Source organism: Methylocaldum sp. 14B, assembly GCF_002005105.1.
Classification (GTDB): domain Bacteria; phylum Pseudomonadota; class Gammaproteobacteria; order Methylococcales; family Methylococcaceae; genus Methylocaldum.
In genome coordinates this window covers 34,044-55,265 of the sequence record NZ_MSCV01000008.1, presented here as the reverse complement: position 1 = coordinate 55,265, position 21,222 = coordinate 34,044, and the positions used below count along the sequence as shown (strand labels likewise).

16 protein-coding genes and 1 tRNA gene are annotated in these 21,222 nt (G+C 58.5%); 8 read left to right on the top strand and 9 right to left on the bottom strand.

What is annotated here, in order from left to right; translation table 11 throughout:
- Positions 1-4: 4 nt before the first annotated feature.
- From B2A78_RS07590 to B2A78_RS07580, 3 genes are read right to left on the bottom strand one after another with little or no spacing between them, the layout of a single operon-like run.
- Positions 5-1,516 carry a HAMP domain-containing sensor histidine kinase gene (locus B2A78_RS07590; protein ID WP_077729319.1) on the bottom strand — a complete coding sequence of 504 codons (1,512 nt, stop codon included), beginning with the start codon at positions 1,514-1,516 and terminating at the stop codon, positions 5-7.
- 6 nt (positions 1,517-1,522) lie between these two features.
- Positions 1,523-2,416, bottom strand: a complete 894-nt coding sequence (locus B2A78_RS07585) for a ribose-phosphate diphosphokinase (protein WP_077729317.1) — start codon at positions 2,414-2,416, stop codon at positions 1,523-1,525.
- 2 nt (positions 2,417-2,418) lie between these two features.
- Complete coding sequence (locus B2A78_RS07580; RefSeq protein WP_077729315.1) at positions 2,419-4,002, bottom strand: thymidine phosphorylase family protein; 1,584 nt, start codon at positions 4,000-4,002, stop codon at positions 2,419-2,421.
- 139 nt (positions 4,003-4,141) lie between these two features.
- Here B2A78_RS07580 and B2A78_RS07575 point away from each other — a divergent pair, with 139 nt between their 5' ends.
- The 3 genes from B2A78_RS07575 (at position 4,142) to B2A78_RS07565 (ending at position 7,162) form a co-directional block, all read left to right on the top strand.
- Complete coding sequence (locus B2A78_RS07575) at positions 4,142-4,885, top strand: ABC transporter permease (RefSeq protein ID WP_077729313.1); 744 nt, start codon at positions 4,142-4,144, stop codon at positions 4,883-4,885.
- On the top strand, positions 4,882-5,619 hold the full coding sequence (locus B2A78_RS07570) for an ATP-binding cassette domain-containing protein (protein WP_077729312.1): 738 nt from the start codon (positions 4,882-4,884) through the stop codon (positions 5,617-5,619). The genes B2A78_RS07575 and B2A78_RS07570 overlap by 4 nt, the downstream gene beginning before the upstream one ends.
- Before the next feature lie 526 nt (positions 5,620-6,145).
- Positions 6,146-7,162: a hypothetical protein gene (locus B2A78_RS07565; RefSeq protein ID WP_077729311.1), complete on the top strand. Its 1,017-nt coding sequence runs from the start codon at positions 6,146-6,148 to the stop codon at positions 7,160-7,162.
- 198 nt (positions 7,163-7,360) lie between these two features.
- Here the strand turns inward: B2A78_RS07565 and B2A78_RS07560 are convergent.
- Both B2A78_RS07560 and ppsA read right to left on the bottom strand, forming a co-directional pair.
- Positions 7,361-7,451, bottom strand: a tRNA-Ser gene (locus B2A78_RS07560).
- A gap of 52 nt (positions 7,452-7,503) precedes the next feature.
- The gene (gene ppsA / locus B2A78_RS07555) at positions 7,504-9,864 is read right to left on the bottom strand and encodes a phosphoenolpyruvate synthase (RefSeq protein WP_077729309.1); all 2,361 of its coding nucleotides are present in this window, start codon (positions 9,862-9,864) and stop codon (positions 7,504-7,506) included.
- 113 nt (positions 9,865-9,977) lie between these two features.
- On the opposite strand from ppsA, the gene B2A78_RS07550 reads away from it, so the two are divergent.
- Positions 9,978-10,796 (top strand): pyruvate, water dikinase regulatory protein, encoded by an 819-nt coding sequence (locus tag B2A78_RS07550; protein WP_077729308.1) that lies wholly within the window; start codon positions 9,978-9,980, stop codon positions 10,794-10,796.
- 326 nt (positions 10,797-11,122) lie between these two features.
- On the opposite strand, the gene B2A78_RS07545 is transcribed toward B2A78_RS07550, so the two are convergent.
- From B2A78_RS07545 to B2A78_RS07535, 3 genes are all read right to left on the bottom strand, one after another.
- Positions 11,123-11,374, bottom strand: a complete 252-nt coding sequence (locus B2A78_RS07545; protein WP_077729306.1) for a hypothetical protein — start codon at positions 11,372-11,374, stop codon at positions 11,123-11,125.
- A gap of 522 nt (positions 11,375-11,896) precedes the next feature.
- Complete coding sequence (locus tag B2A78_RS07540; RefSeq protein ID WP_077729305.1) at positions 11,897-12,271, bottom strand: HopJ type III effector protein; 375 nt, start codon at positions 12,269-12,271, stop codon at positions 11,897-11,899.
- A gap of 84 nt (positions 12,272-12,355) precedes the next feature.
- Positions 12,356-12,958, bottom strand: coding sequence for an arylesterase (locus tag B2A78_RS07535; protein WP_077729304.1), 603 nt, complete (start codon positions 12,956-12,958; stop codon positions 12,356-12,358).
- Here B2A78_RS07535 and B2A78_RS07530 point away from each other — a divergent pair.
- Positions 12,957-13,682, top strand: coding sequence for an ABC transporter ATP-binding protein (locus tag B2A78_RS07530; protein ID WP_077729303.1), 726 nt, complete (start codon positions 12,957-12,959; stop codon positions 13,680-13,682). The two genes, B2A78_RS07535 and B2A78_RS07530, sit on opposite strands and share 2 nt — an antisense overlap.
- A 471-nt stretch (positions 13,683-14,153) precedes the next feature.
- On the opposite strand, the gene B2A78_RS07525 is transcribed toward B2A78_RS07530, so the two are convergent.
- Entirely contained in the window at positions 14,154-15,980 is a 1,827-nt protein-coding gene (locus B2A78_RS07525) for an ATP-binding protein (RefSeq protein ID WP_077729302.1), read from the bottom strand.
- A 245-nt stretch (positions 15,981-16,225) separates the two neighbouring features.
- Between B2A78_RS07525 and B2A78_RS07520 the strand changes: the two genes are divergently transcribed.
- From B2A78_RS07520 to treZ, 3 genes are all read left to right on the top strand, one after another.
- On the top strand, positions 16,226-16,927 hold the full coding sequence (locus B2A78_RS07520) for a DUF5752 family protein (protein WP_240502441.1): 702 nt from the start codon (positions 16,226-16,228) through the stop codon (positions 16,925-16,927).
- Positions 16,920-18,185, top strand: coding sequence for a glycosyltransferase (locus B2A78_RS07515; protein WP_077729301.1), 1,266 nt, complete (start codon positions 16,920-16,922; stop codon positions 18,183-18,185). Before B2A78_RS07520 ends, B2A78_RS07515 begins: the two co-directional genes overlap by 8 nt.
- An 828-nt stretch (positions 18,186-19,013) precedes the next feature.
- A complete protein-coding gene (treZ, locus tag B2A78_RS07505; protein WP_077729300.1) occupies positions 19,014-21,221 on the top strand; it encodes a malto-oligosyltrehalose trehalohydrolase in 2,208 nt (735 codons plus the stop codon).
- The last annotated feature ends 1 nt before the right edge of the window (position 21,222 follow it).

Genomic DNA, 21,222 nt, shown 5'->3' with positions numbered 1-21,222 from the left:
TCGCTTAATCTAGCCGTAAAGGTATTTGCACCCGAATACGGGCGCCTTTTTTGTTCGGGCGGGGCTCCAAGGCTTCGACCTTGCCATGATGACCGGAAACGCATTCGCTGACAATAGCCAATCCCATGCCCGTCCCCGCGATGCCGTCCTCTCGGGCAGCTTTTCCCTGAAAGAACGGCTCGAAAACGTGTTTACGCTCGTCGGGCTCTATGCCCGGGCCGTCATCTTCTACTTCCAACTCCATATGGCCGCCGTTTTGGCGGAGCGTCACGCAGATCTCGCCGCCGACGGGCGAGTATTTAACTGCATTTGACAGCAGGTTATCAACAACGGTACGCAATTGATCCGGGTTGCCGTCGAGTTCGACCGGCCGCAACTGCTCGGTCAGCTCGATGGATTTGGTGCGCAAGCGAATCTGGTAATCGTCGATCAATTCTGAGACGAGCCTCGCCATATTGACCGTTTCCCGAAGCATGGCTCCCGGACGAGCGTTGACTTGGCTGTAATTGATCAACTCGGCGATCAAGGTATCCAGCTTTTGCGTATTGCTGACCACGATCTGCGCGATCTCTCTTTGCTCGGTATTGAGTTCCCCGACCACTTCGTCCGCCAACAGTTCGGTGCCTTCGTGGATGGTCGCCAACGGAGTCTTGATCTCGTGGGACACATGGCGGATGAATTGCTGTTTCGCCTCCTCGAGACCTCGCAGCCGGCTGCGCAGCCAATCCAGCCGTTCGCCCAGGTATTCCAAATCCTTGGGTCCGGTCACCTGGATCGGCCGAATGAAATCGCCGGCCCCGAGCTTGCGTATCGCATGGTCCATCTGGCGCACCGAGCGGATGATGAAAAACGTAACAAACGAAATTAAGACCACCGAAATAGGCAGCAGAACCGACGACTCCTGCAACATCCGGCGCTGAACCGCGGAGGACCTGCTCTCCAGATTGTCGACCTCGGAATCCACGATCCCCGAGAAACCGCGAGCGAGTTCCTTGGCCTTCAGATTGAGCGTCGAAAACATTTCATCTGTCTTTTCCATGCGCGCCTTTCTAGGCCGGTCACGCTGCTCGCGCGTCGCGCCGGAACGGCGGGTGTCGACTTTTTCGGGCTTTGCCGTCGGCTCGATCGCCATGTTCGAAACATGCTGAAAGATGCCTCCCTCTTCTACCGAAAACCGCTGGAGCTGGGCGACCAACGCCGGCTCTTCGGTCAAGCTCAACAAATTGCTGATTACCTCGCCGAGGTCACGGTGAACCGTTTCGAGAGCGACGCGGCTCTCCGCGTCTTCTAAAATCAAGTACCGCTTGGCCTTGCGCTCGAAATCGGTGAGCCTCTCGCGCAACAACTCCTTTTTTTGGCTGATTTGAGCCACCCGATAAGCCGTTTTTTGAGAGGAAACCGCCAATTCCTTGACCGCCGTGACAGCGAACACCAAGGGCAGTATCGCCATCGTAAAACCGACAAGAATCAGCTTCCTGAGCGATATCCTTCGCAGAATATTAAAGAAGATCAGCATGGAGTCTTAGCTGGAATTCCGATTGTAGTCGAGTGCGTTTCTTAAGGTTTCCGCCAGGATCGGGGCCAAAAACACGACATTCGTGGAGTGAAGAATACTGTCGCTGCTGCCGATCTCGGAAACACCGCTACGTCGCAGCTTATCGACGGCATTCTCGACGAATAACGGGTGCGTCACCAGCACATCGACGTTCTCGGCCCCCAGTGCGCGCAGCTTGGCAACGGCTTCGGTCAAGGTCGTGCCGGTGCTGGCCACGTCGTCAACCAGGACTACGCTTCGCCCCCTCACCTGAAAATCAGTCGTCTCGACCGACACTGCCCTGTCACCGAAACGTTGCTTGAAAGCGACGACAAAAGGAAGCCCGCAGCCTTTCGCGATGGCGCTTACCCATTGTTCCGATTCGGCATCCGGCCCCACCAGCAACGGCTTGTCTGACCGGTTCGCGAGATAACGCGCGAACAGCGGAGCCGCCGGTACGACAATCGGATTTCTCGCCGGAACCGCCTCTTCGAGCCGGCTGATACGGTGCAAATGAGGATCGACGGTCACGACATCATCAAACAAGCCGGCAAGAAACTCCCCGATTATTTTTTGACTGACGATCTCACCCGGTTGAAAGGCACAATCCTGCCGCATATAACATAAATAGGGCGCTATCAAAGACAGTCTGTTGACGCCTTGGTTCCGCAGAGCGCGAGCGACCAGGAGCAGCTCGACCAATTTGTCGTTGGGATCCTGGAGACTGCGAAATACGACGACATGCTCGTCCTTTATCTCCGGCAAGGTCACCTTGCTTTCCCCGTCCGGAAAACGGTGGATGCCGACCTCGCCGTATCGGGCATCCAGAGCCTCCACCACTGCCATGGCCTGAACGCGAGAATCGGAGAATCCTAAAATCATGGTCAAAATTCCACGTAACCTTTAGGTATTTTATCGAACTCGCCCAACTCGTACCCCGTACGCTGACGGACGAAATCGCAAGCGAAATCGTAATTCGACGGAAACTCGGCATGAATCCGGTACAGCGCTTCGCCTTTTTCCACCTTGTCTCCCAGCTTCTTCAGCACGTCGACGCCAGCCCCTTTCGACATCGGCGCTCCGGCCAGTCGCGCGATACGAGCGAGAAAAAAGTTGTCGATATGAGTCACCGACCCCGCGCGTTCGGCGCAGACTTCATACGTTAGCTTGCCCAGCTCGAATTTTTGTTCTTGCACACCTTGTGCCACAACAATACGGTTCATCTTTTCCAAGGCTCGCCCCGACTCCAAAATTTCCCGAGCGATGGCATATCCCTGACCGCCGCGCACATCCGGGTCGAATTCGATAATACGCCCGGCCAATCGCAGGGACTTTTCCCTTAAATCGGTCGGAGCACGCGGGTCGTTCTCCAGCACCTGCATCACGTCGCGCACCTCCAGAACCGGCCCGATACCGTGGCCGACCGGTTGCCGGCCGTCGGTGATCATGACCTCCAAATAAAGTCCCAAGCGGTCGCCGACGTACTCGAAAAGTTTTCGCAATTGCATCGCATCGCGCATGTGCCGAACTTTGGCTGTCGGCCCGACCGGGATATCCAGCAACAGATGCGTCGCGCCGGCCGCGAGCTTCTTGGACAAAATCGAAGCCACCATCTGGCCTTGCGAATCGATGCCCAGCGGGCGCTCAACCGAAATCAGCATGTCGTCCACAGGCGCCAGGCGCGTCGTTCCGCCCCAGACCAGGCAGCCTCGCTCGATTCGAACCAACTTGTCCAAGGTCTCCGGCAAGAGATCGACTCGCGTCAAGACCTCCATGGTATCCGCCGTACCGGCCGGCGATGTAATGGCACGGCTCGAGGTTTTCGGGATCAGGGTGCCGTGTGCCGCCACGATGGGCACGACCAGCATGGATGTCCGGTTGCCGGGAATGCCGCCGATGCAATGCTTATCGGCGACCAAAGGCTCGTTCCAGTCGATCCTGCTCCCGGTCGACAGCATGGCCTTGGTCAAAAGAAGCACTTCGTCCCGATCCAGTCCGTTTTGTCCGGTCGCGACCAGAAAGGCCGCCATCTCCATTTTCGAATAACGGCGATTCGCGATGTCGCGCGTGATGGAAATGTAATCGTCGTAACTCAGCCGCTCTCCGCCGATCTTGCGGCGAACCGCATCCATGGATGCGGGCGGTTCCGCCTGCGCGACCCGAACGTCGTGCCCCTCCTCCGCGCACAGTTGACTGAAGGCTTGCTCGGAAAGGCCGAGTTCGTCGGGATTGACGATCTGGTCGTCGTCCACCACATTCAGTACGGCTTCGATTCGCTCGTTGTTGCAATAGACCACGATCTTGGCGAGCGCCTGGAAGCCTTCCGCACGGTAAACCGAACACTCCCGGTGGAGATAGGCGACATTTTCCCGGTAGGTATCGATGGCGATGCGGCGCAGCTTGAGCCGATAGCTGATGTGATCGTTGCGGAGATCGGATACTTCGGAATCGGATGTTGTTTCGGTCATGGTTCCGCAATCGTTTTCGAAAAAACTCTAATTTTCCTCCAAGAAGGCGGATTGTTTACCACTGACACCGCCGAACCCTTAAAATAACACGTCATTTGTAATCAGTCGTTTCTCACGTCCATTTGCCGCTATTTCCGACATGCGCGCCGCTTTTTTCTACCCGATAACCTCGATCGCGGCGCTGGTCGCCTTTTGGCAGGCCGCGGCAATCGCCTTTGGAACGCCGCTGTTGCCGTCTCCCTTGGAGGTATCCGAAGTGCTTCTGTCCGAAGTCCGCTCCGGAGCGCTGCCCTACCATCTCGGCGTGACGCTGGCGCGGCTGGCCGTCAGTTTCGTCTTGGCCATGAGTATGGGGACTGCCTTGGGTATACTGCTGGGCCGGCACGAAAAACTGGACCGTTTTTTCGACAGTTGGCTCGTGTTTTTTCTGAACATTCCGGCTCTGGTGATCATCATCCTGTGTTACGTCTGGTTCGGGCTGGTCGAGAGCGCCGCCATTGCCGCCGTGGTTATCAATAAGCTGCCCAATGTTGTCGTGACCGTGCGGGAAGGCGCACGGACGCTGGACCGGGATCTCCTGGAAATGGCCGAAGCGTATCGGTTCGGCCGATACAAAACGCTGCGCCACATCGTCTGGCCGCAGTTGTACCCGTTCTTCATCGCCGCCTCGCGGACCGGGCTCGCACTGATTTGGAAGATCATTCTGGTCGTGGAATTGCTCGGACGCAGCAACGGCATGGGTTTTCAACTGCACCTGTTCTTCCAGATGTTCAACGTCTCCGCCATCCTCGCCTACACCATCGCCTTCGTCGTCGTCATTCAACTGATCGAGATCGGCCTCCTCAAGCCTCTCGATCGCCATGCCCAACGGTGGCGCCGATGACCGCGATTCAAATCGAGATAGTCAGAAAAACCTATCGGCCCAAAGGAGAAACGGGAGCACCCGCTATACTCCAGGATCTGTCCATCATACTCGGATCCGGCGAATTCGCCTGTCTCGTCGGCCCATCGGGCTGCGGCAAAACTACGCTACTAAATATAGCAGCCGGACTGGACCGGGATTATGAAGGCACGGTCCGAATCGGAACCGAAACCGGAAAACCGCACATCGGTTATGTCTTTCAAAATCCGCGCCTCATTCCGTGGCGGACGGTGCGGGAAAACATCGAGCTGGCTCTTCCCAAAGAGGCCGATCCCGCCTATATCGATCATCTTTTCGACGTAGTCGGACTCGCCAACGCGCAGGATGTATACCCGGAACGGCTCTCGCTGGGCATGAGCCGCCGTGTGGCCCTGGTGCGGGCCTTCGCCGTCAATCCGGATCTCTTGCTCATGGACGAACCGTTCGTATCGCTCGATCCGCCCACGGCCCGCCGTGTCCGCGAACTGGTCGTAGCCCTCTGGCAAGAGCGTCCGCACACGGTCCTGTTCGTTACCCACGACTTGCGCGAAGCGATCGAACTGGCGGATCGGCTGATATTCCTGTCGTCGCGTCCGGCTTCGGTGATTGGCGACATTCCGGTAAACATCCCGCGCACGGAGCGAAGCGAGGCCGCGATCGAAACCTTTCGCCAGCGGCTTTACTCGGATTATCCGGTCATTCGGGAGCTGCTTTAACCGCTCTTGTAGATACTGCCCATGGCGGCACACGTGCCACGCTAGTGCATTTTCCGATGTGGTATAGCGCCTTAGGCTATTGTAGGTCGGGAATCCTTTCCCGACGTTAACGGGTCGGCAAACGGACTAGCTAATGGAAACCGTGCAGCACCGAAATAGCGACTTTTCGAGTAATAGACCAAGAGCTCAAACACTCGGATCAGGTAGAGACCGCCCCCTGGACCGTTTGTCGAAAATCTCCCATCATCTGCGGAAATCAACCGGCTGAAATATATTGGAATGCTGGACGCGTAGGGCGGCAAGCTCCCTGAATTCGGCGTCGCTCTATCCGAGCTTCCCGAAATAGGCTACACGTCATGGTCGGCGGGTCGGGGCTATTTGCGGCGACCGACCGTGGGCGAAGGAATCGACCGCCTGACAGACTCGTACAATGTAAATTTCACATCTAAACGATCGTCGTTCTGCCACGACCGTCATTACCCGGTGCGTTCCTGGCGGAGAAGGACATCGGCTGGGGGACAAAGCCATGAGAAAGCGTTTTTTTCTTCCCGATGCTGCGACGAAGCAGGAGTTCGGATGTCTTCTTTTCGCCTTTGCCCCGGTCGGGGTTTTGCTGACGGCTATCGTAGTATTCGAATTGGGCGGGTTCGGACTGTCGACGATCCCCGGCAAGTTGGCCCATCAGATTTCAGCGTTCGACCGCAGCATCGTTATGGAATTGTCCGAGCTGCGCGCACGAACGGTGTGGCTGACGGCTGTTATTGTCTATTACGCCATTGCAGTAGCCGTGATGATCGTCAGCATTCATACGATTCGCCTCAACCTGAGTCGTCAATGCTTCAGGTATTTCGGTGCAATCATAGGTCTCCTCGGAATCCTGTCCGTCGCCTACTTCGTTTTCGGTGCTCTCCGCGAAAACGGTGTGACCGCGATTTTTCGACTGACCTACGGGGTACTCGAAGCGTCAGGCTATTTTTCCCCCTTGCAGCTCGCAGTTATTCTCGGACTGGTAAGCGTGGTCAATCTGATCGCGACCGTGGTGCCTTTCGCGATCATTCTGGCCGGAAGCAGTTCGATGGCTCCGTTCGAGGAACTGCCTCCGGATGAAGTCCTGCATTTTATCGAAGCGCGTTTTAGCCACCTAAAAAACGCGGTCAATTTGGGTTCTGCGATGCTGTTGATCGGCGTCTTGCATATGCTCGCCTGGCTGCGGTGGCCGGTGGTCTTCTTGGGGCAGGGAAAACTGACCGAGGAATTCGTCAGTTGGTCGCTGACTTTGAGCATGTACTGGGGTGCGGTCTTTTCCCTGATGGTCATCGCCTTGTATATCCCCTGCACTTTGGCCTTATACGCGCGCGCCAAGCGCGAGTTCAATCGAAACTTTCCCACATCCGAACATCCGGAGCTGTGGAGTTATCTCCAGACTTTCGGTATATCGCGAGAACCCATGCGTCAATTACCCCAGGTAATCGCTATGTTGGCACCGTTTATCGGCGGCTCCTTAGGTGCTTCACTGGCGAATTTGGGGGGAGTGTCCGGGTAACGGAGCACGCAGAATCGACACCGCGCTTATGCTCGGATTTTCCAATCCAGCCAAATACGGGATCTCTGACGGCATCGCATAACAATTAGTCTTGGTTCAAGCGTTCCCTGCCGAACGTCTCCGGACAACAAAAAACCCGCCAAGCCTTGTGACTCGCGGGTTTTCCGGATTTCACCGAACGCCTTCGGTTTCTATGATTGGCGGAGAGAGAGGGATTCGAACCCTCGATACGGTTTTGCCGTATACACGATTTCCAGTCGTGCGCCTTCGACCACTCGGCCATCTCTCCGAAAACGCGGCATTTTAATTGAAAATCCGGCGGTTGTCAGCCTCCTCGATACTCAACCGACGTTATTCCCGGCCAAAAACATCCAGGTCTCGACCACGGTGTCCGGGTTGAGGGACAAGCTCTCGATGCCTTCGTCCAGCAGCCAGCGAGCGAGGTCGGGATGATCGGACGGCCCCTGTCCGCAGATTCCGATGTACTTGCCATGCTTGCGGCAGGCCTGAATGGCCTGGCGGATGAGCGCCTTGACCGCCGGGTTACGCTCGTCGAAGCCCCCCGCGACCAGCCCGGAGTCGCGGTCTATGCCCAGGGTGAGCTGGGTCAGATCGTTGGAACCGATCGAGAAGCCGTCGAAGATTTGCAGGAACTCGTCGGCCAGCAAGGGATTCGAGGGAATTTCGCACATCATGATCCATTTGAGCCCGTTCACTCCGCGCGGCAAGCCGAAGCGCTGGAGCAGCTCGGCGACTCCGCGCGCCTCGTCCAAAGTGCGCACGAAGGGAATCATGACCCAAACGTTCTCCAGTCCCATATCCTCGCGCACCTTTTTCAAGGCGCGGCATTCCAGCTCGAAGCAGTCACGGAATGAGTCGTCCACATAACGCGAGGCGCCGCGGAAACCGATCATGGGATTTTCTTCGTTCGGCTCGTAGGCTTTACCGCCCAGGAGATTGGCATATTCGTTGGTCTTGAAGTCCGAGGTCCTGACGATCACGGGCTTGGGCGCGAAAGCGGCGGCGATCATGGCGATGCCTTCGGCCAGCTTGTCGACATAAAAACTCACCGGGTCGCGATAACCGGCCATGCGTTCGCGGATCAACTGTTGCAACTCGGCCGGCTGGCGCTCGTATTCGAGCAAGGCTTTCGGATGAACACCGATGGTCCGCGCGATGACGAATTCGAGCCGCGCCAGGCCGACGCCGTCGTTCGGCAGCGCGGAAAAGGCAAAAGCGCGCTCCGGGTTGGCCACGTTCATCATCAGCTTGACCGGCAGCATTGGCATCTCGTCCAAATTGACCTTGCTGACTTCGTAGGGCAGTTCGCCCTGATAGATGTAACCGGTATCGCCTTCGGCGCAAGAGACGGTGACCATGGTATCGCGCTGAATCTTGCGGGTGGCGTCGCCGCAGCCGACAACCGCGGGAATGCCGAGCTCGCGGGCGATGATCGCCGCGTGGCAGGTCCGCCCGCCGCGATTGGTGACGATGGCGCTGGCTCTTTTCATGATCGGCTCCCAATCGGGATCGGTCATGTCGGTCACCAGCACGTCGCCCGGCTGCACCAGATCCATCTGCGACACGCTGGCGATGACTTTGGCGCACCCCTTGCCGATGCGATGTCCAACGCTGCGGCCTTCGGCCAGCACCTTGCCCTTCTGCTTGAGCCGATAGCGCTCCATCTCGCGCGTGACGCGGCTTTGCACCGTCTCCGGCCGGGCCTGGAGAATATAGAGGCGGCCGTCGAGTCCGTCCTTGGCCCATTCGATGTCCATGGGCCTCTTGTAATGCTGTTCGATGCGCACCGAGAGCCGCGCCAACTCTTCCGCTTCCTGATCGGTGACGGAAAACCGCTGCCGGTCCTCTTCGCGCGTGTCGACGGTGACCACGGATTTGGCGGGGTCGTAAATCATCTTGACGGCTTTCTTGCCGAGGCTGCGGCGCAGCACTGCCGATTTTCCGGCCGCAAGAGACGGCTTGTAGACGTAGAACTCGTCAGGATCGACCGCGCCCTGCACCACCATTTCGCCGAGACCGTAACTCGAAGTCACGAAAACGGCATCGCGGAAACCCGATTCGGTATCCAGGGTGAAAATCACGCCGCTCGCGGCGAGATCGCTGCGCACCATCCGCTGCACGCCGGCGGACAATAATACCTTGCGGTGCTCGAAGCCTTGGTGCACGCGATAGGCGATGGCCCGGTCGTTGAAAAGCGAGGCAAAAACCTGCTTGACCGCCCGGAGCACGCCGTCCAGGCCTTGCACGTTGAGGTAGGTTTCCTGCTGCCCGGCGAACGACGCCGTCGGAAGATCTTCCGCCGTGGCAGAGGAGCGCACGGCCACGGAAAACTCCTTCGGGGACTCGCCGGCCAGTTGGCGGTAAGCTTCCGTGATGGCTTTTTCCAGTTCGGGGGTAAAAGGTGTGTTCATGATCCACTGGCGGATGGTGTCGCCCGCGCGCGCCAGCGCCGTGACGTTATCAACGTCGAGCCGGTCCAGTTCCGCCCAGATGCGTCGGTCGAGGCCGTTCTGAGCGAGAAAATCCCGATACGCTTCGGCCGTGGTGGCAAAACCGTCGGGTACCGTGACGCCCGCCTCGGAAAGCCGGCTGATCATTTCGCCGAGCGAGGCATTCTTGCCGCCTACGCGCCCCACATCGTCCATTCCCAAAGCATCGAACCAAACCACGTATTCGTTCATCGGACACCCCGTAATAGTTGCCGAGAGCTTGCGATGCGCCGCGGCCCTTTCACAAGCCTCCTGCGTTCGAATTCAGTATTCTATGGGAATCCACCCGGCATGGTAAGAAAAGCATGAAACGCACCGTCTTCTTCGTATCCGATCACACGGCCATCACCGCCGAGACCTTCGGACGGAGTCTCTTGAGCCAGTTCGAGACCGTCACGTTCGAACGCGTCACCCAGCCTTTCGTCGATTGCGAAGCCAAGGCGATAGACACCTGCCGGCGCATCGCCGACGCATTTGCCCGGGACGGACAAGCGCCGCTGGTATTCAGTACGCTGACCGACGATCATCTTCGTCAAATATTGGAACGCAGCGAAGCCGTGGTATTCGATCTTTTCGAAGCTTTTCTCGATCGTATGGAAACGGCGCTCGGACAGCCGTCCGCCCAAGCGATCGGACGGGCCCACGGCTTGGGCAATGCGGCTCTGGGCCGGGGGCGCGTGGAAGCTCTGAGATTTGCCATCGATTGCGACGATGGCATCGGCGTCGACGCTTACGACAAAGCCGACATCATTCTCGTCGGGGTTTCACGCTCGGGAAAAACCCCGGCCAGCCTGTTTCTCGCCCTGCACTACGGCATCAAGGCCGCCAACTATCCCTTGACCGAGGAGGACCTGAATCTTTCCGGGCTGCCATCCAATCTACGGAAGCACCGCGAGCGGCTGTTCGGTCTGACCATGAATCCGGAACGCCTACATCAGCTCAGAGAAGAACGAAGACCCGGAAGCCGCTACGCCTCTCTCGAACAATGTCGAAATGAAATCCGCGCTGCGGACGGGCTGTTCCAAGCAGCGGGAATTCCTTACTTAGATACTTCGACCATGTCGGTGGAAGAAATCGCCGCCAACATACTTCACCGTGCTGGTCTGCAACGAATGCGGTGGTAAACGGGGCCAGGTCGCGGACTTACCTCCGGCACCATAGCCTCGGATCGGCGCGGCCGTATCGTTGATTATTACCCCGGCCTATAAACATAGGCCGGGGTAATCCGGGGCAGGGTTTCCTTAGCACGGCGACAAGCCGCGCGAGCCCAAGCCTAAGCGTGTACCGGCCTGGGCGGCGGCCCGTAAATATCAGGAGGGTATTTACGGGCCTGATTAATAAACTGATCAGACCGAGTAACCATTCCGTGGCGGAAGCCGCAGTAAGCTATTTGGCTGCAAAGGAGGGCGAGAAACGATAACGGCACGGCACGATAACAGCTGCCGAACCCTCAACGCCCCAACTGCAAAGTATTCTGCTCGTCGACAGACCGCTCCGAATGCTGTACCGCCTGAGGAGCCTTCGGCTTCAAGGTCAGCTTGGCGATCCCGGTCCACGACGCCATGAACAGCAGCAAGCCCACCGAGGTGGCTATCAGACGATCCGGTTGCTTCATCCAGAATAGAATCCATTTCGGTTTAATCAGCCCGACGATAAAAATCAATATCGAGAGGGCCACTAGGCTCTTGAAAAAAATCAGCATAAAACTCTCCAACGATGTTTCGGTATGGCACCGGAATTTCCGGAAAAAATCTAGGGAAAACGGGCTTTTGACAGCATATGCGGGCAAAGCGTTCGGATTAAACAACAATTCATTCGATGAAACTAGACGACGGGATACGGCGCAGGACAACGACCGCCGCCGAGGCGCGCGCCGAAATCGGGCGGCCGCCTCCCTCCCAGATCCATCAATGGCGTTGCGCACGGTCGTCGGCAAATGATTGTCGACCTACGACTTATTCCGGCCTACATTTTCCTTGGCCGGGAACGGCTTTCCAGCCCGCTCTGCCGTACCGTGGCGGAAAGTTCATAAAATGAATGCGCTGTGGAACGAAGCGCTCTTCGACGGGGCTCAGGACAGGCATCGATCGCGAACGATGGACTTCGCACACTCAGCCCATCCTATAAGTTCTACATTTCGGGTGTACCAAGCGGCTTCCAGATCCATACCGCTACGCCGTGGTGAAAAGCGCGCCGGCGGGGACCCCGCTTTCGTCCCCTCTCATCACGCACTGCGATCCGGCGATCTTCGAACCAAAGCTTCGCCGTCGAAGGTGATTCCAGGCCATCCGCACTGCATGAAGGTTCTGATGTTCTTGTGGCTTTCGCCGTTCGGGTTCGACAGCACTTCGACGTAATGCTCGCCGAACAGCGCCAGAGTCTCTTTCTCGGATAACCCGTGCAGCCGGCCGAAATAGAAAATCTTGCAGGAACCTTCGTTGCTCCCCGGTTCGTTGACCACCCGGTTATCAGCCAGACCGTTGGTAAAGCGGGTTGGCCGATAATCGTAATATTGCCCGATGACGTCGATGCTTTCTTTGAAGGCGACCGGCTGGCATTGCTTGATTTTGGCGATGAATGCTTCTAACGATGTAATCATGTCGGTGATAAAGAAAACGAACCTTATTGGATCACGTATGGAGGACCGTCACGTAGAGACCGCAGACGGTCGCAAATTCAGAGCTTAACGGGCGAGCATCGGCTCCAGCTTGTCCCAAACCTGGCGAAACAGGATCGCCTGAGCCTCGCGATTGGGATGCAGGCCGTCCGCCTGCATCAAATGGTCTTGACCGCCGACGCCTTCCAGAAGAAACGGCACGAACGCCGTATCGTGGGTCTCGGCGACCCGGTGGAAGACATTCCGAAAAAGGTCGGCGTAACGCTTGCCATAGTTCGGCGGTATCTTCATGCCGAGCAGCAATACCTCGGCACCGGCGGCCTTGGAGCGGACGGTCATTTCGCTCAGGTTGGCTTCCAGCTGCTTGGGCGAAAGCCCGCGCAAACCGTCGTTGGCGCCGAGTTCGAGTATCACCACGGTCGGCCGGTGCCGACGAAGAAGCTCGTCGATCCGGGCAAGGCCGCCGGCGCTCGTCTCGCCGGAAATACTGGCGTTCACGACCTCGGCGCCAAGCGGCCGCGCCGCCTCCTGCAACATAGCCACCCAGCCGTGGTCTATCTTTTCCAAACCATACCCGGCACTGATACTATCGCCGAGAACAAGAACGGTTTTTGCCTGACACAATCCCGGCAACACGAGGAAAATGAAGGATAACAACAGTTTTCGCATGACACAGGAGCAGATCGGTGCGTTGGAGGATATCGACGCGGAATTCGTCATTCGAACGGAGAATCTCGGCAAACACGTCACAACGGCGGACGGTCGGCTAGATATATTGACAGCAGTCGACCTCTCGATCAAACCGAGAGAAACCTTGGCCATCGTCGGCGCTTCGGGATCGGGCAAATCGACCTTGCTCGGCCTTCTGGCCGGCCTCGATCTACCTTCTTCGGGCCGCATCTGGCTCGCGGGATCCTGCCTCACCGATATGGACGAAGACGGCCGGGCGCGGCTCCGCAGCGAGTATGTCGGTTTCGTATTCCAGTCGTTCCAGCTTCTTCCCAATCTGACCGCACTGGAGAACGTCATGCTCCCCATGGAACTGGCCGGTGCCGGCGACGAGGCCCGGCTCCGCAGCCTTGCCATGCTCGAACGGGTCGGCCTGAGCCACCGGTTCAAGCATTATCCGCGGCAGCTCTCGGGGGGCGAACAGCAGCGCGTCGCGCTGGCGCGGGCTTTCGTCACCGAACCGAAAATTCTGTTCGCAGACGAGCCTACCGGCAATCTGGACAGCAATACCGGCCGGACCGTTATCGAATTGCTGTTCGAGCTGAACCGCGAGAAAGGCACCACGCTGGTTCTGGTCACCCACGACGAAACCCTGGCTTCCCGCTGCGAACGCTTGATCCGCCTGGATAGCGGCCGCATCGTGGGATATTCGGCGGAGAGTTGACCTACCGCAGCGTATTCCGGCGTATTTGTGCCGCCGACCATGCGGCGCGATACGGGAGTACTCTATCAGCCCATGGTAGGGTGGGTTAGGTGCGCCCCGACAACCTGTACTTACTGTTCGTAACGAAAGTCAAACCACATCGTCACCCCGGCATGGAAGGGGCCGACTAAAGGCCCGTTTGCGATTGGGACTGCCGGGGTCCAGGTTACAAGGACGTAGAGGGCAGGCCATCCTTGGCCTCTGGATTCCGGCACTCCCTGCCGGAATGACGGGTAATACTGGCATAGTGTTCTTTACTCACTGTAACTCACCGATTCAGGCGCGCACCGTAACCCACCGAAGCGAACGGCAAGGACACGGGGCGTTGTTTTGGCGGGTTACGGCGCACGCAGAACGCGGTGTTCAACATCCAGCCTATGCCGGAGTGCGCCTAATCCGCCCTACGAAATCTGTCGACAAAGGATTGTTGACCTACGGCTGCCTGCTGCCGAGCAAATCCAGCAAGACATCGATGTCCACCGGCTTGACCAGATGGTGGTCGAAGCCGGCTTCGCGCGAGCGCTGCCGGTCCTCTTCCTGGCCATAGCCGGAGATCGCGATCAAGCGCGTTCCCGTGAGCCGTGGATCTTCCCGCATGCGCCGAGCCACTTCATACCCGTCCATCTGCGGCATACCGATATCCAGCAGCACGACATCGGGCGCTCGCTCCCTGCCCCGGTCGAGCGCCTCTTTGCCGTCGTAGGCGACCTGAACCTGATACCCATACGCCCCGAGCAAGGTCGACAAGGAATCGGCCGAAGACACATTGTCGTCGACCACCAGGACATATTGATCGGCCGCGGACAAACCTGAATCTTGGACCTTCTCGCTGTGTTTCCGGCTGGACGAATGCGTTTTCATCCACGGCAAGCGGACCGTGAATTCGCTGCCCTGACCGGGGCCTTGGCTGGCCACCTCCACCCGGCCGTGATGGAGCTCCACCAGTTTCTTGACCAGCGACAGACCGATTCCCAAGCCGCCGCGTGAACGGGCCAGCGAGCGGTCTTCCTGGGTGAACGGCTCGAAAATCCGGGGCAAGAGTTCGGTGGAAATGCCGGTGCCGTTGTCGCGAACCCGCACCACGGCATCGTCGGCTTCGGTGTCGAGGACGACCTCGATCTCGCCTTCCACCTCGGTGAATTTGGCGGCGTTGTGAATCAGATTGCCGACGATCTGGACGCAACGCGTGCTATCGCCCTGCACCCAAACTGGCTCGGGCGGAACACGCACGTTCAGGCGATGCCGGCGATCCTCGAGCAGGGCCCGATTGGCTTCGACCGCTTGGGACACGACGGTCCTCAGATCGATTGTCGCCTGGTCCAATACGATCTTTCCCTGCGTGACCCGCGCCACGTCCAGCAGGTCGTCCAGAAGGTGGGCGAGATGCGCGGTCTGATCTTTGATCACCCGGCAGGCCCAGTCATACAGGTGCTGATGGCCCGAAGGCTTGCGTCGCATCAACTCGGTCGCATTGACGATGGCCGCCAGGGGATTGCGCAGTTCGTGCGCCAGCATGGCCATGAACTCGTCCTTGTGCCGGTCCGCATCGGCCAGTTCTTGCATGCGTTGCCGCAACTCGGCTTCCAGCCGCTTCCGTTCGGCGACCTCGGCCTCCAGTTGCCGATTCTCTTGCAGAGCGGCCGTCCGTTCCGAAACATTCTGTTCGAGCTGCCGGCGCGACTGATCCAAGGCCGTTCGCACCAGCAAGCGTTCGCTGATGTCGGTCAGCACCGTGCGGTAAAACACATAGTGTCGGCTATCCCGCATCGATGAGGTATGCATTTCCACCGGAAGATGCCAACCGCCCTTTCCGACTAGACGGAGCTCCGTGGTGAGGCTCCGCCGCTCGCATCGACTTTGCGAAAGGTGATTCGAAAACTTTTTTTGATCTGCCTTGGCGATAAAGCGAACGAACGGAAGCCCGATTAGGGCCGGGCGCTCCCGTGCCAGCATGCCGGCGGCGGTCAGATTGATCTCCTTGATCACGCCGTGTTCATCCAAGGTCAAATAACCCGCCGGAGCGAAATCGAAAAGGTTTGCGTAGTGGTCGCGGGACTCCTCCAGCGCCTCCAGCGCCTCCTTCAGCTTCCGGTTTTCGGCTTCCAATTCCAGCGCGCGGACTTGAAACTCGTGTAGCGATTGACGCTCCTGCTGCGGAGTTTGCTCATCGACGTCCGTAGGTGCGGCCGGTTCAAGCTTATTGTCGAGCTCGGCTTCGGCATTCTCTCTCAGCGTGGTCTTGTCCGTATTGTTCGACATCGTGTCGTCTCCCCAGCATGCGCTTAAACTCCCCGAACCAGGCCTTGTCAACGAACCGGTACGTAGGATTAAAACTGTAACACAGGGACAACGAACGGGCGTGTCAAATCCACTGCGTTATCCCGTCGCGCAGCGGGAAAAGGTGTTATTCCCGGCCTGCCGATGCTGAAAAGACATACCCCGACTTTCACGGATTTACAAATACCGCCAAGCTGGCTATGGTGCTCGAGAATTGTACGCAAACGATGGGCAAGCCAGAGATCGCCATGGAGAACGTCGCCAGCGGATCGATGCCTTTCATAGTCAATGATTGCGCCCTATTGGCTATCGCGACCGGTAAACGGGCACAGAACCTTAAGGAACTGCGCGATCAGCTATTGGCTATTCATCCCGGGAGCATTTATTTTCACTTCTGGGGCAATCTGCTCCATCCCCGCTTCGACGAGCCCGAATACAGCAACGACTTCGCCGCCTGGTCCAGGCATGCTTTGCACGACAAGGTGCTCGCCGAGCGCCTGAGTGTCGTCGATCCCAACAGCTATGACACGCTCGACGAATTGCGCCAGGAGCTGATCGAGATCATCGAGCAGCGGCTGGATGAACGCGAGGTTCTGGCATGGGCGCAACCGGATCAGCAGTTCGAGTTTATTCGGGCGCTCACCGTCGTTTTTCGCACCGATCTCCAGTTTTTCACCCCGGAGAAGCTTGCCGCCCGGATCGGACAAATGTCGGTAAGCAGCATTTTCTATCACTTCATCGACGCCAAGCGGCGCAACGAGAACCGGCTGGATGACTTTCGGAACTGGCTGGAGTCTTTCGACGGACGCTATGAAAGCCTCTGTCAATGTCTGGCCAAGATCGATCCCTACTTTACCTCGCTGACCAGTCTCCGCGAAGAATTGGCGCGCGTGTTCTCCGGCTGCCTGTGCGAGGTGGGCCGTGGCTAATCTGTTGGAATCGTACGCCGAGGTCGTCGGTCAGGATGTCATCGATCAGCTGCATCAGCTCGCGGGAACGCTGCGGGACAAACGCGTGGTCCACGTCAACTCGACCCGGCTCGGCGGCGGCGTCGCGGAGATTCTGGAAAAACACGTGCCGCTGATGCGGGAGCTCGGAATCGAAACCCACTGGGAAGTGATCACCGGCAATGCGGTGTTTTATCAATGCACCAAGAGTTTTCACAATGGTCTCCAGGGCAAAATGGTGAACATGCCCAACGACTGGCTGCGGAACTTCGAAGAGACCAACGCCTTTAACGCCGAACAGCTGCGCCCGATTCTAAGCGATGCCGACATCGTTTTCATTCACGATCCGCAGCCCGCTCCGCTGCTGAGATATATTCCCGAGCGCAAGGGCAAATGGATCTGGCGCTGCCATATCGATATCAATCGGCCGAACCGCGTAATCTGGCGTTATCTCCGCGGCTTCGTCGCCGGCTATGACGCCAGCGTTTTCTCGCTCGCCGCGTTCGTGCAGCCCCTGCCCCACTCGCAATACCTGATTCCGCCCAGCATCGATCCCTTGAGCGACAAGAATGTCGATCTGCCGGACGACGAGATCGACAGCGTCTGCGAGCGCTTCGGTATCGACCGGACGCGCCCCATCATCGTTCAGGTCTCTCGCTTCGACCAGTTCAAGGACCCGGTAGGCGTAATTGAAGCATACCGAATCGCCAAGCATTTCCTGCGGGACATTCAGCTGGTTCTGGCCGGAGGTTCCGCTACCGACGATCCCGAAGGAGACGCCGTTTTGGCCGAAGCGCGGCAGGCGGCGAACGGCGACTCCGATGTACATGTCCTGCTCCTTCCGCCCGACGCCCACCGCACCATCAATGCATTGCAGCGGGCTGCCGATCTGGTGGTGCAGAAATCGCTTCGCGAGGGCTTCGGCCTGACGGTCACCGAAGCCTTATGGAAGGGCAAACCGGTCATCGGCGGAGATACCGGCGGTATTCGGCTCCAGGTGATCGACCATCACACCGGCTTTTTGGTCAATACCCCGGAAGGCGCGGCCCTGCGCATCCGTTACCTGCTCCACGACCGGCACAAAATCGAGGAAATGGGCCATAAAGCGCGGGAGTTCGTACGCGAAAACTTCCTGATCACCCGCCACCTTCGGGAATACCTGACCCTGATGGTGAGCGTGCTGCACGCCGCGGGAGAACGCATCGAGCTGGCGGGGGCGATTCGAGTTAGAGGGCAGTAATCGGTGGTGTTGGCCGGGAACGCAGAGCCCGGTTGAAGGACACAGCGTTCCCGGCGGCTGAGTTCGCTGTAGCAACCGATTCGATGGTAAGGAGTCGCTGACGCGACGGTTGTTTTGAATGTGGGTTTCACTCGGCCTATCCTTAGGCCTCGCCCTATCGGGCGGCGAAGCCGTGCAAACCGGCTGTCCTGCCGGTTTGTCGGACCCACAGCCGAGGTCCTTTTCGTTGCTTGTCCAAAGAAAAGGCCCCAAAAGAAAGGACACCCGGATGGCGCGCTGATCCTGCGCGTCGACGCCTTGAGCCGGGGGCAACAAAAGGCACTTCCATGTGCCTTTGTTGCCGCGCGGCATCGTGCCGCGCCCCTTCGGGCGGTTCCGGCTCAAGGCGTCGATGCTCGGGCGCACCATACGGGGCAAAAAACGCCCACAGTCAATTTTTAAATTACTCTAACTCCCGTTTGCCGCGCCGAGCACCGCAGCTTTCGGCGGGAATAACCCGGAGGGGCGATTCATGGATGAATCGCGGCGATCAAGGGACAGGAGTCCCTTTGATCGCCTCCCGACGAAAGCGAGAAGCGGAGGAGACAAGCGGCAATCGGGTGGCCTTTTCTTTGGATACTTTCTTTTGGCCAAGCAAAAGAAAGTATCCCGACCGTGGGTTCGGAAACCCACATTCAAAACAACCGTCGCGTCAGCGACTCCTTATCGACTCGGTTGGCCAAGACAACAACTCAGCCGTTTGCCGGGAACGCTGCCGCCTATCCCAGCCTATTACCGGATAACTCGAAGGGAAACACCCAAATCGGAACGATGATTCGAAAACACTCAATGCCATTCGGCACGGAAATCACGGAAGACGGCGTGCGCTTCAGATTCTGGGCGCCGCAAACGAAGAGCGTGGACTTGATCCTCGGAACGGACGAGAGGGAGCGACGTTTGACTATGCAGCAGCGAGCCGACGGCTGGTTCGAGGTCATGACAACTGAAGCGGCGGCCGGCAGCCGTTACCGGTTTCGGCTGGACGATGGCCTCGCCGTTCCGGATCCCGCCTCGCGTTTCAATCCTTCGGACGTGCACGGCGCCAGCCAGGTGATCGATCCGGCCGGCTTCCGCTGGACCGATGAGGAGTGGACCGGACGGCCTTGGGAAGAAGCCGTGATCTACGAACTGCACGTCGGCACCTTCACCCCGGAAGGAAGCTTTCGGGCACTGCAAGACAAGCTGGACTACCTGGCTTCGCTAGGCATCACGGCGATCGAGCTGATGCCGATCGCGGCTTTTCCCGGCCGCTGGAACTGGGGCTATGACGGCGTCCTACCGTTCGCGCCGGATGCCAGCTACGGAACGCCGGACGATCTGAAGGAGTTCGTCCAGGCCGCTCATCACAAGGGCCTCATGGTGTTCCTCGACGTGGTCTACAACCACTTCGGGCCGGAAGGCAATTACTTGTATGTCTATGGCAAGCCGTTCTTCAGCAACCGGCACCATACGCCCTGGGGCAGCGCGATCAACTACGACGGCGAGAACTGCCGCACCGTGCGCGATTTTTTCATTCACAACGCCTTGTACTGGCTGGAGGAATATCACCTGGACGGACTGCGGCTGGATGCGGTTCACGCCATCATCGACGATTCGCGTCCGGATATTCTGGACGAGTTGGCGGAGCGGGTTCGCGCCGGCCCCGGAAGCTGCCGGCACGTCCATCTGGTACTGGAAAACGACGACAACGCCGCGCATTATCTCGCGCGCGAGGCCGACGGTTCGCCCCGGCAGTACGACGCGCAGTGGAACGACGACCTGCATCATGCGTTGCACCTCTTGTTGACGGGCGAAACCGACGGCTATTACGCCGATTATGCCGACGCGCCCCTGAAACACTTGGGACGCGCCCTGACCGAAGGCTTCGCCTATCAAGGGGAAGCCTCGCCGTATCGCGACAACCGCCGGCGCGGCGAAATCAGCCGCGATCTTCCGCCCACCGCGTTCGTCCCCTTTCTGCAAAATCACGATCAGGTCGGCAACCGCGCATTCGGCGAGCGTCTCTCCGATCTGGTGGAAACCCGCCCACTCCGAGCGGCGGTGACGCTGTTGCTGTTGGCGCCTTCCCCGCCTTTGCTGTTCATGGGCGAGGAATTCGCCTGTCCGACGCCGTTCCAATATTTCTGCGACTTCGGACCGGAATTGGCCCAGGCGGTGACGGAAGGCCGACGCAACGAATTCGCCCGCTTCGGACGATTCGCCGCCCCGGAGCTCCGACAACGGATTCCCGATCCTTCCGCCCCCTCGACCTTCTTCAACTCGAAATTGGACTGGGCCGCACTGGAGATTCCGAAACATCGGGAATGGCAGTCGTTCTACCAATCCCTACTGGCGGTCCGCCGCGAGCAAATCGTCCCGATCCTGAAAAAAATACGCGTCGGCTGTTCACGCTTCGCGATCTTGGGCGGACGAGGGCTTTCGGTCGTCTGGAACTTGGATGACGGCGGCAGCTTGATCCTCTTATCCAATCTTGGGGAAGAACCGCTGTCGAACTTGGATCTTTCCTCGGATCCGGCATTAGCCGTCAGCGACCCGGACATTACCGACAGCTTGCCTTCGGGCCGGATACCCGCCTGGTCAACGGCCTGGTTTCTCATGCGACCGGAGAGCGCGCTCTCCCTCATCCAGCCCTTCGGGCCACTTTCTCCAAGCCCCTCACCCACCCCTCTCCCAAGGAGTAAAGGTATCGACGCAACTCGTCACCCCGGCAGGGAAGGGTGGCTTCGGTGCTCCAATCGCAAACGGCCTGGCCGGGAGCGCCGGCCACGCCCTTCCCGAAGACACCGTTTGCGATTGGAGTGCCGGGGTCCAGACGCCAAGGACGGCAACGGCCTCTCACATCCGTGTGTTCTGGATTCCGGCATCCAATCGCAAACGGTTGCTTTAGTCGCAACCCTTCCCTGCCGGAATGACGGCTTTGGAGACTTGTGTAGATACCTCTGCCCGAAGGGAGAAGGAAATAAGGCGCGGCTCTTGGCCGCACAGATGATTAGGTAAG

What these genes read in the sequence shown, in the direction of transcription:
- B2A78_RS07590 (WP_077729319.1), bottom strand. Translation starts at nt 1,516, where the DNA reads ATGCTGATCTTCTTTAATATTCTGCGAAGGATATCGCTCAGGAAGCTG.
- B2A78_RS07585 (WP_077729317.1), bottom strand. Translation starts at nt 2,416, where the DNA reads ATGATTTTAGGATTCTCCGATTCTCGCGTTCAGGCCATGGCAGTGGTG.
- B2A78_RS07580 (WP_077729315.1), bottom strand. Translation starts at nt 4,002, where the DNA reads ATGACCGAAACAACATCCGATTCCGAAGTATCCGATCTCCGCAACGAT.
- B2A78_RS07575 (WP_077729313.1), top strand. Translation starts at nt 4,142, where the DNA reads ATGCGCGCCGCTTTTTTCTACCCGATAACCTCGATCGCGGCGCTGGTC.
- B2A78_RS07570 (WP_077729312.1), top strand. Translation starts at nt 4,882, where the DNA reads ATGACCGCGATTCAAATCGAGATAGTCAGAAAAACCTATCGGCCCAAA.
- B2A78_RS07565 (WP_077729311.1), top strand. Translation starts at nt 6,146, where the DNA reads ATGAGAAAGCGTTTTTTTCTTCCCGATGCTGCGACGAAGCAGGAGTTC.
- ppsA (WP_077729309.1), bottom strand. Translation starts at nt 9,864, where the DNA reads ATGAACGAATACGTGGTTTGGTTCGATGCTTTGGGAATGGACGATGTG.
- B2A78_RS07550 (WP_077729308.1), top strand. Translation starts at nt 9,978, where the DNA reads ATGAAACGCACCGTCTTCTTCGTATCCGATCACACGGCCATCACCGCC.
- B2A78_RS07545 (WP_077729306.1), bottom strand. Translation starts at nt 11,374, where the DNA reads ATGCTGATTTTTTTCAAGAGCCTAGTGGCCCTCTCGATATTGATTTTT.
- B2A78_RS07540 (WP_077729305.1), bottom strand. Translation starts at nt 12,271, where the DNA reads ATGATTACATCGTTAGAAGCATTCATCGCCAAAATCAAGCAATGCCAG.
- B2A78_RS07530 (WP_077729303.1), top strand. Translation starts at nt 12,957, where the DNA reads ATGACACAGGAGCAGATCGGTGCGTTGGAGGATATCGACGCGGAATTC.
- B2A78_RS07535 (WP_077729304.1), bottom strand. Translation starts at nt 12,958, where the DNA reads ATGCGAAAACTGTTGTTATCCTTCATTTTCCTCGTGTTGCCGGGATTG.
- B2A78_RS07525 (WP_077729302.1), bottom strand. Translation starts at nt 15,980, where the DNA reads ATGTCGAACAATACGGACAAGACCACGCTGAGAGAGAATGCCGAAGCC.
- B2A78_RS07520 (WP_240502441.1), top strand. Translation starts at nt 16,226, where the DNA reads ATGGGCAAGCCAGAGATCGCCATGGAGAACGTCGCCAGCGGATCGATG.
- treZ (WP_077729300.1), top strand. Translation starts at nt 19,014, where the DNA reads ATGCCATTCGGCACGGAAATCACGGAAGACGGCGTGCGCTTCAGATTC.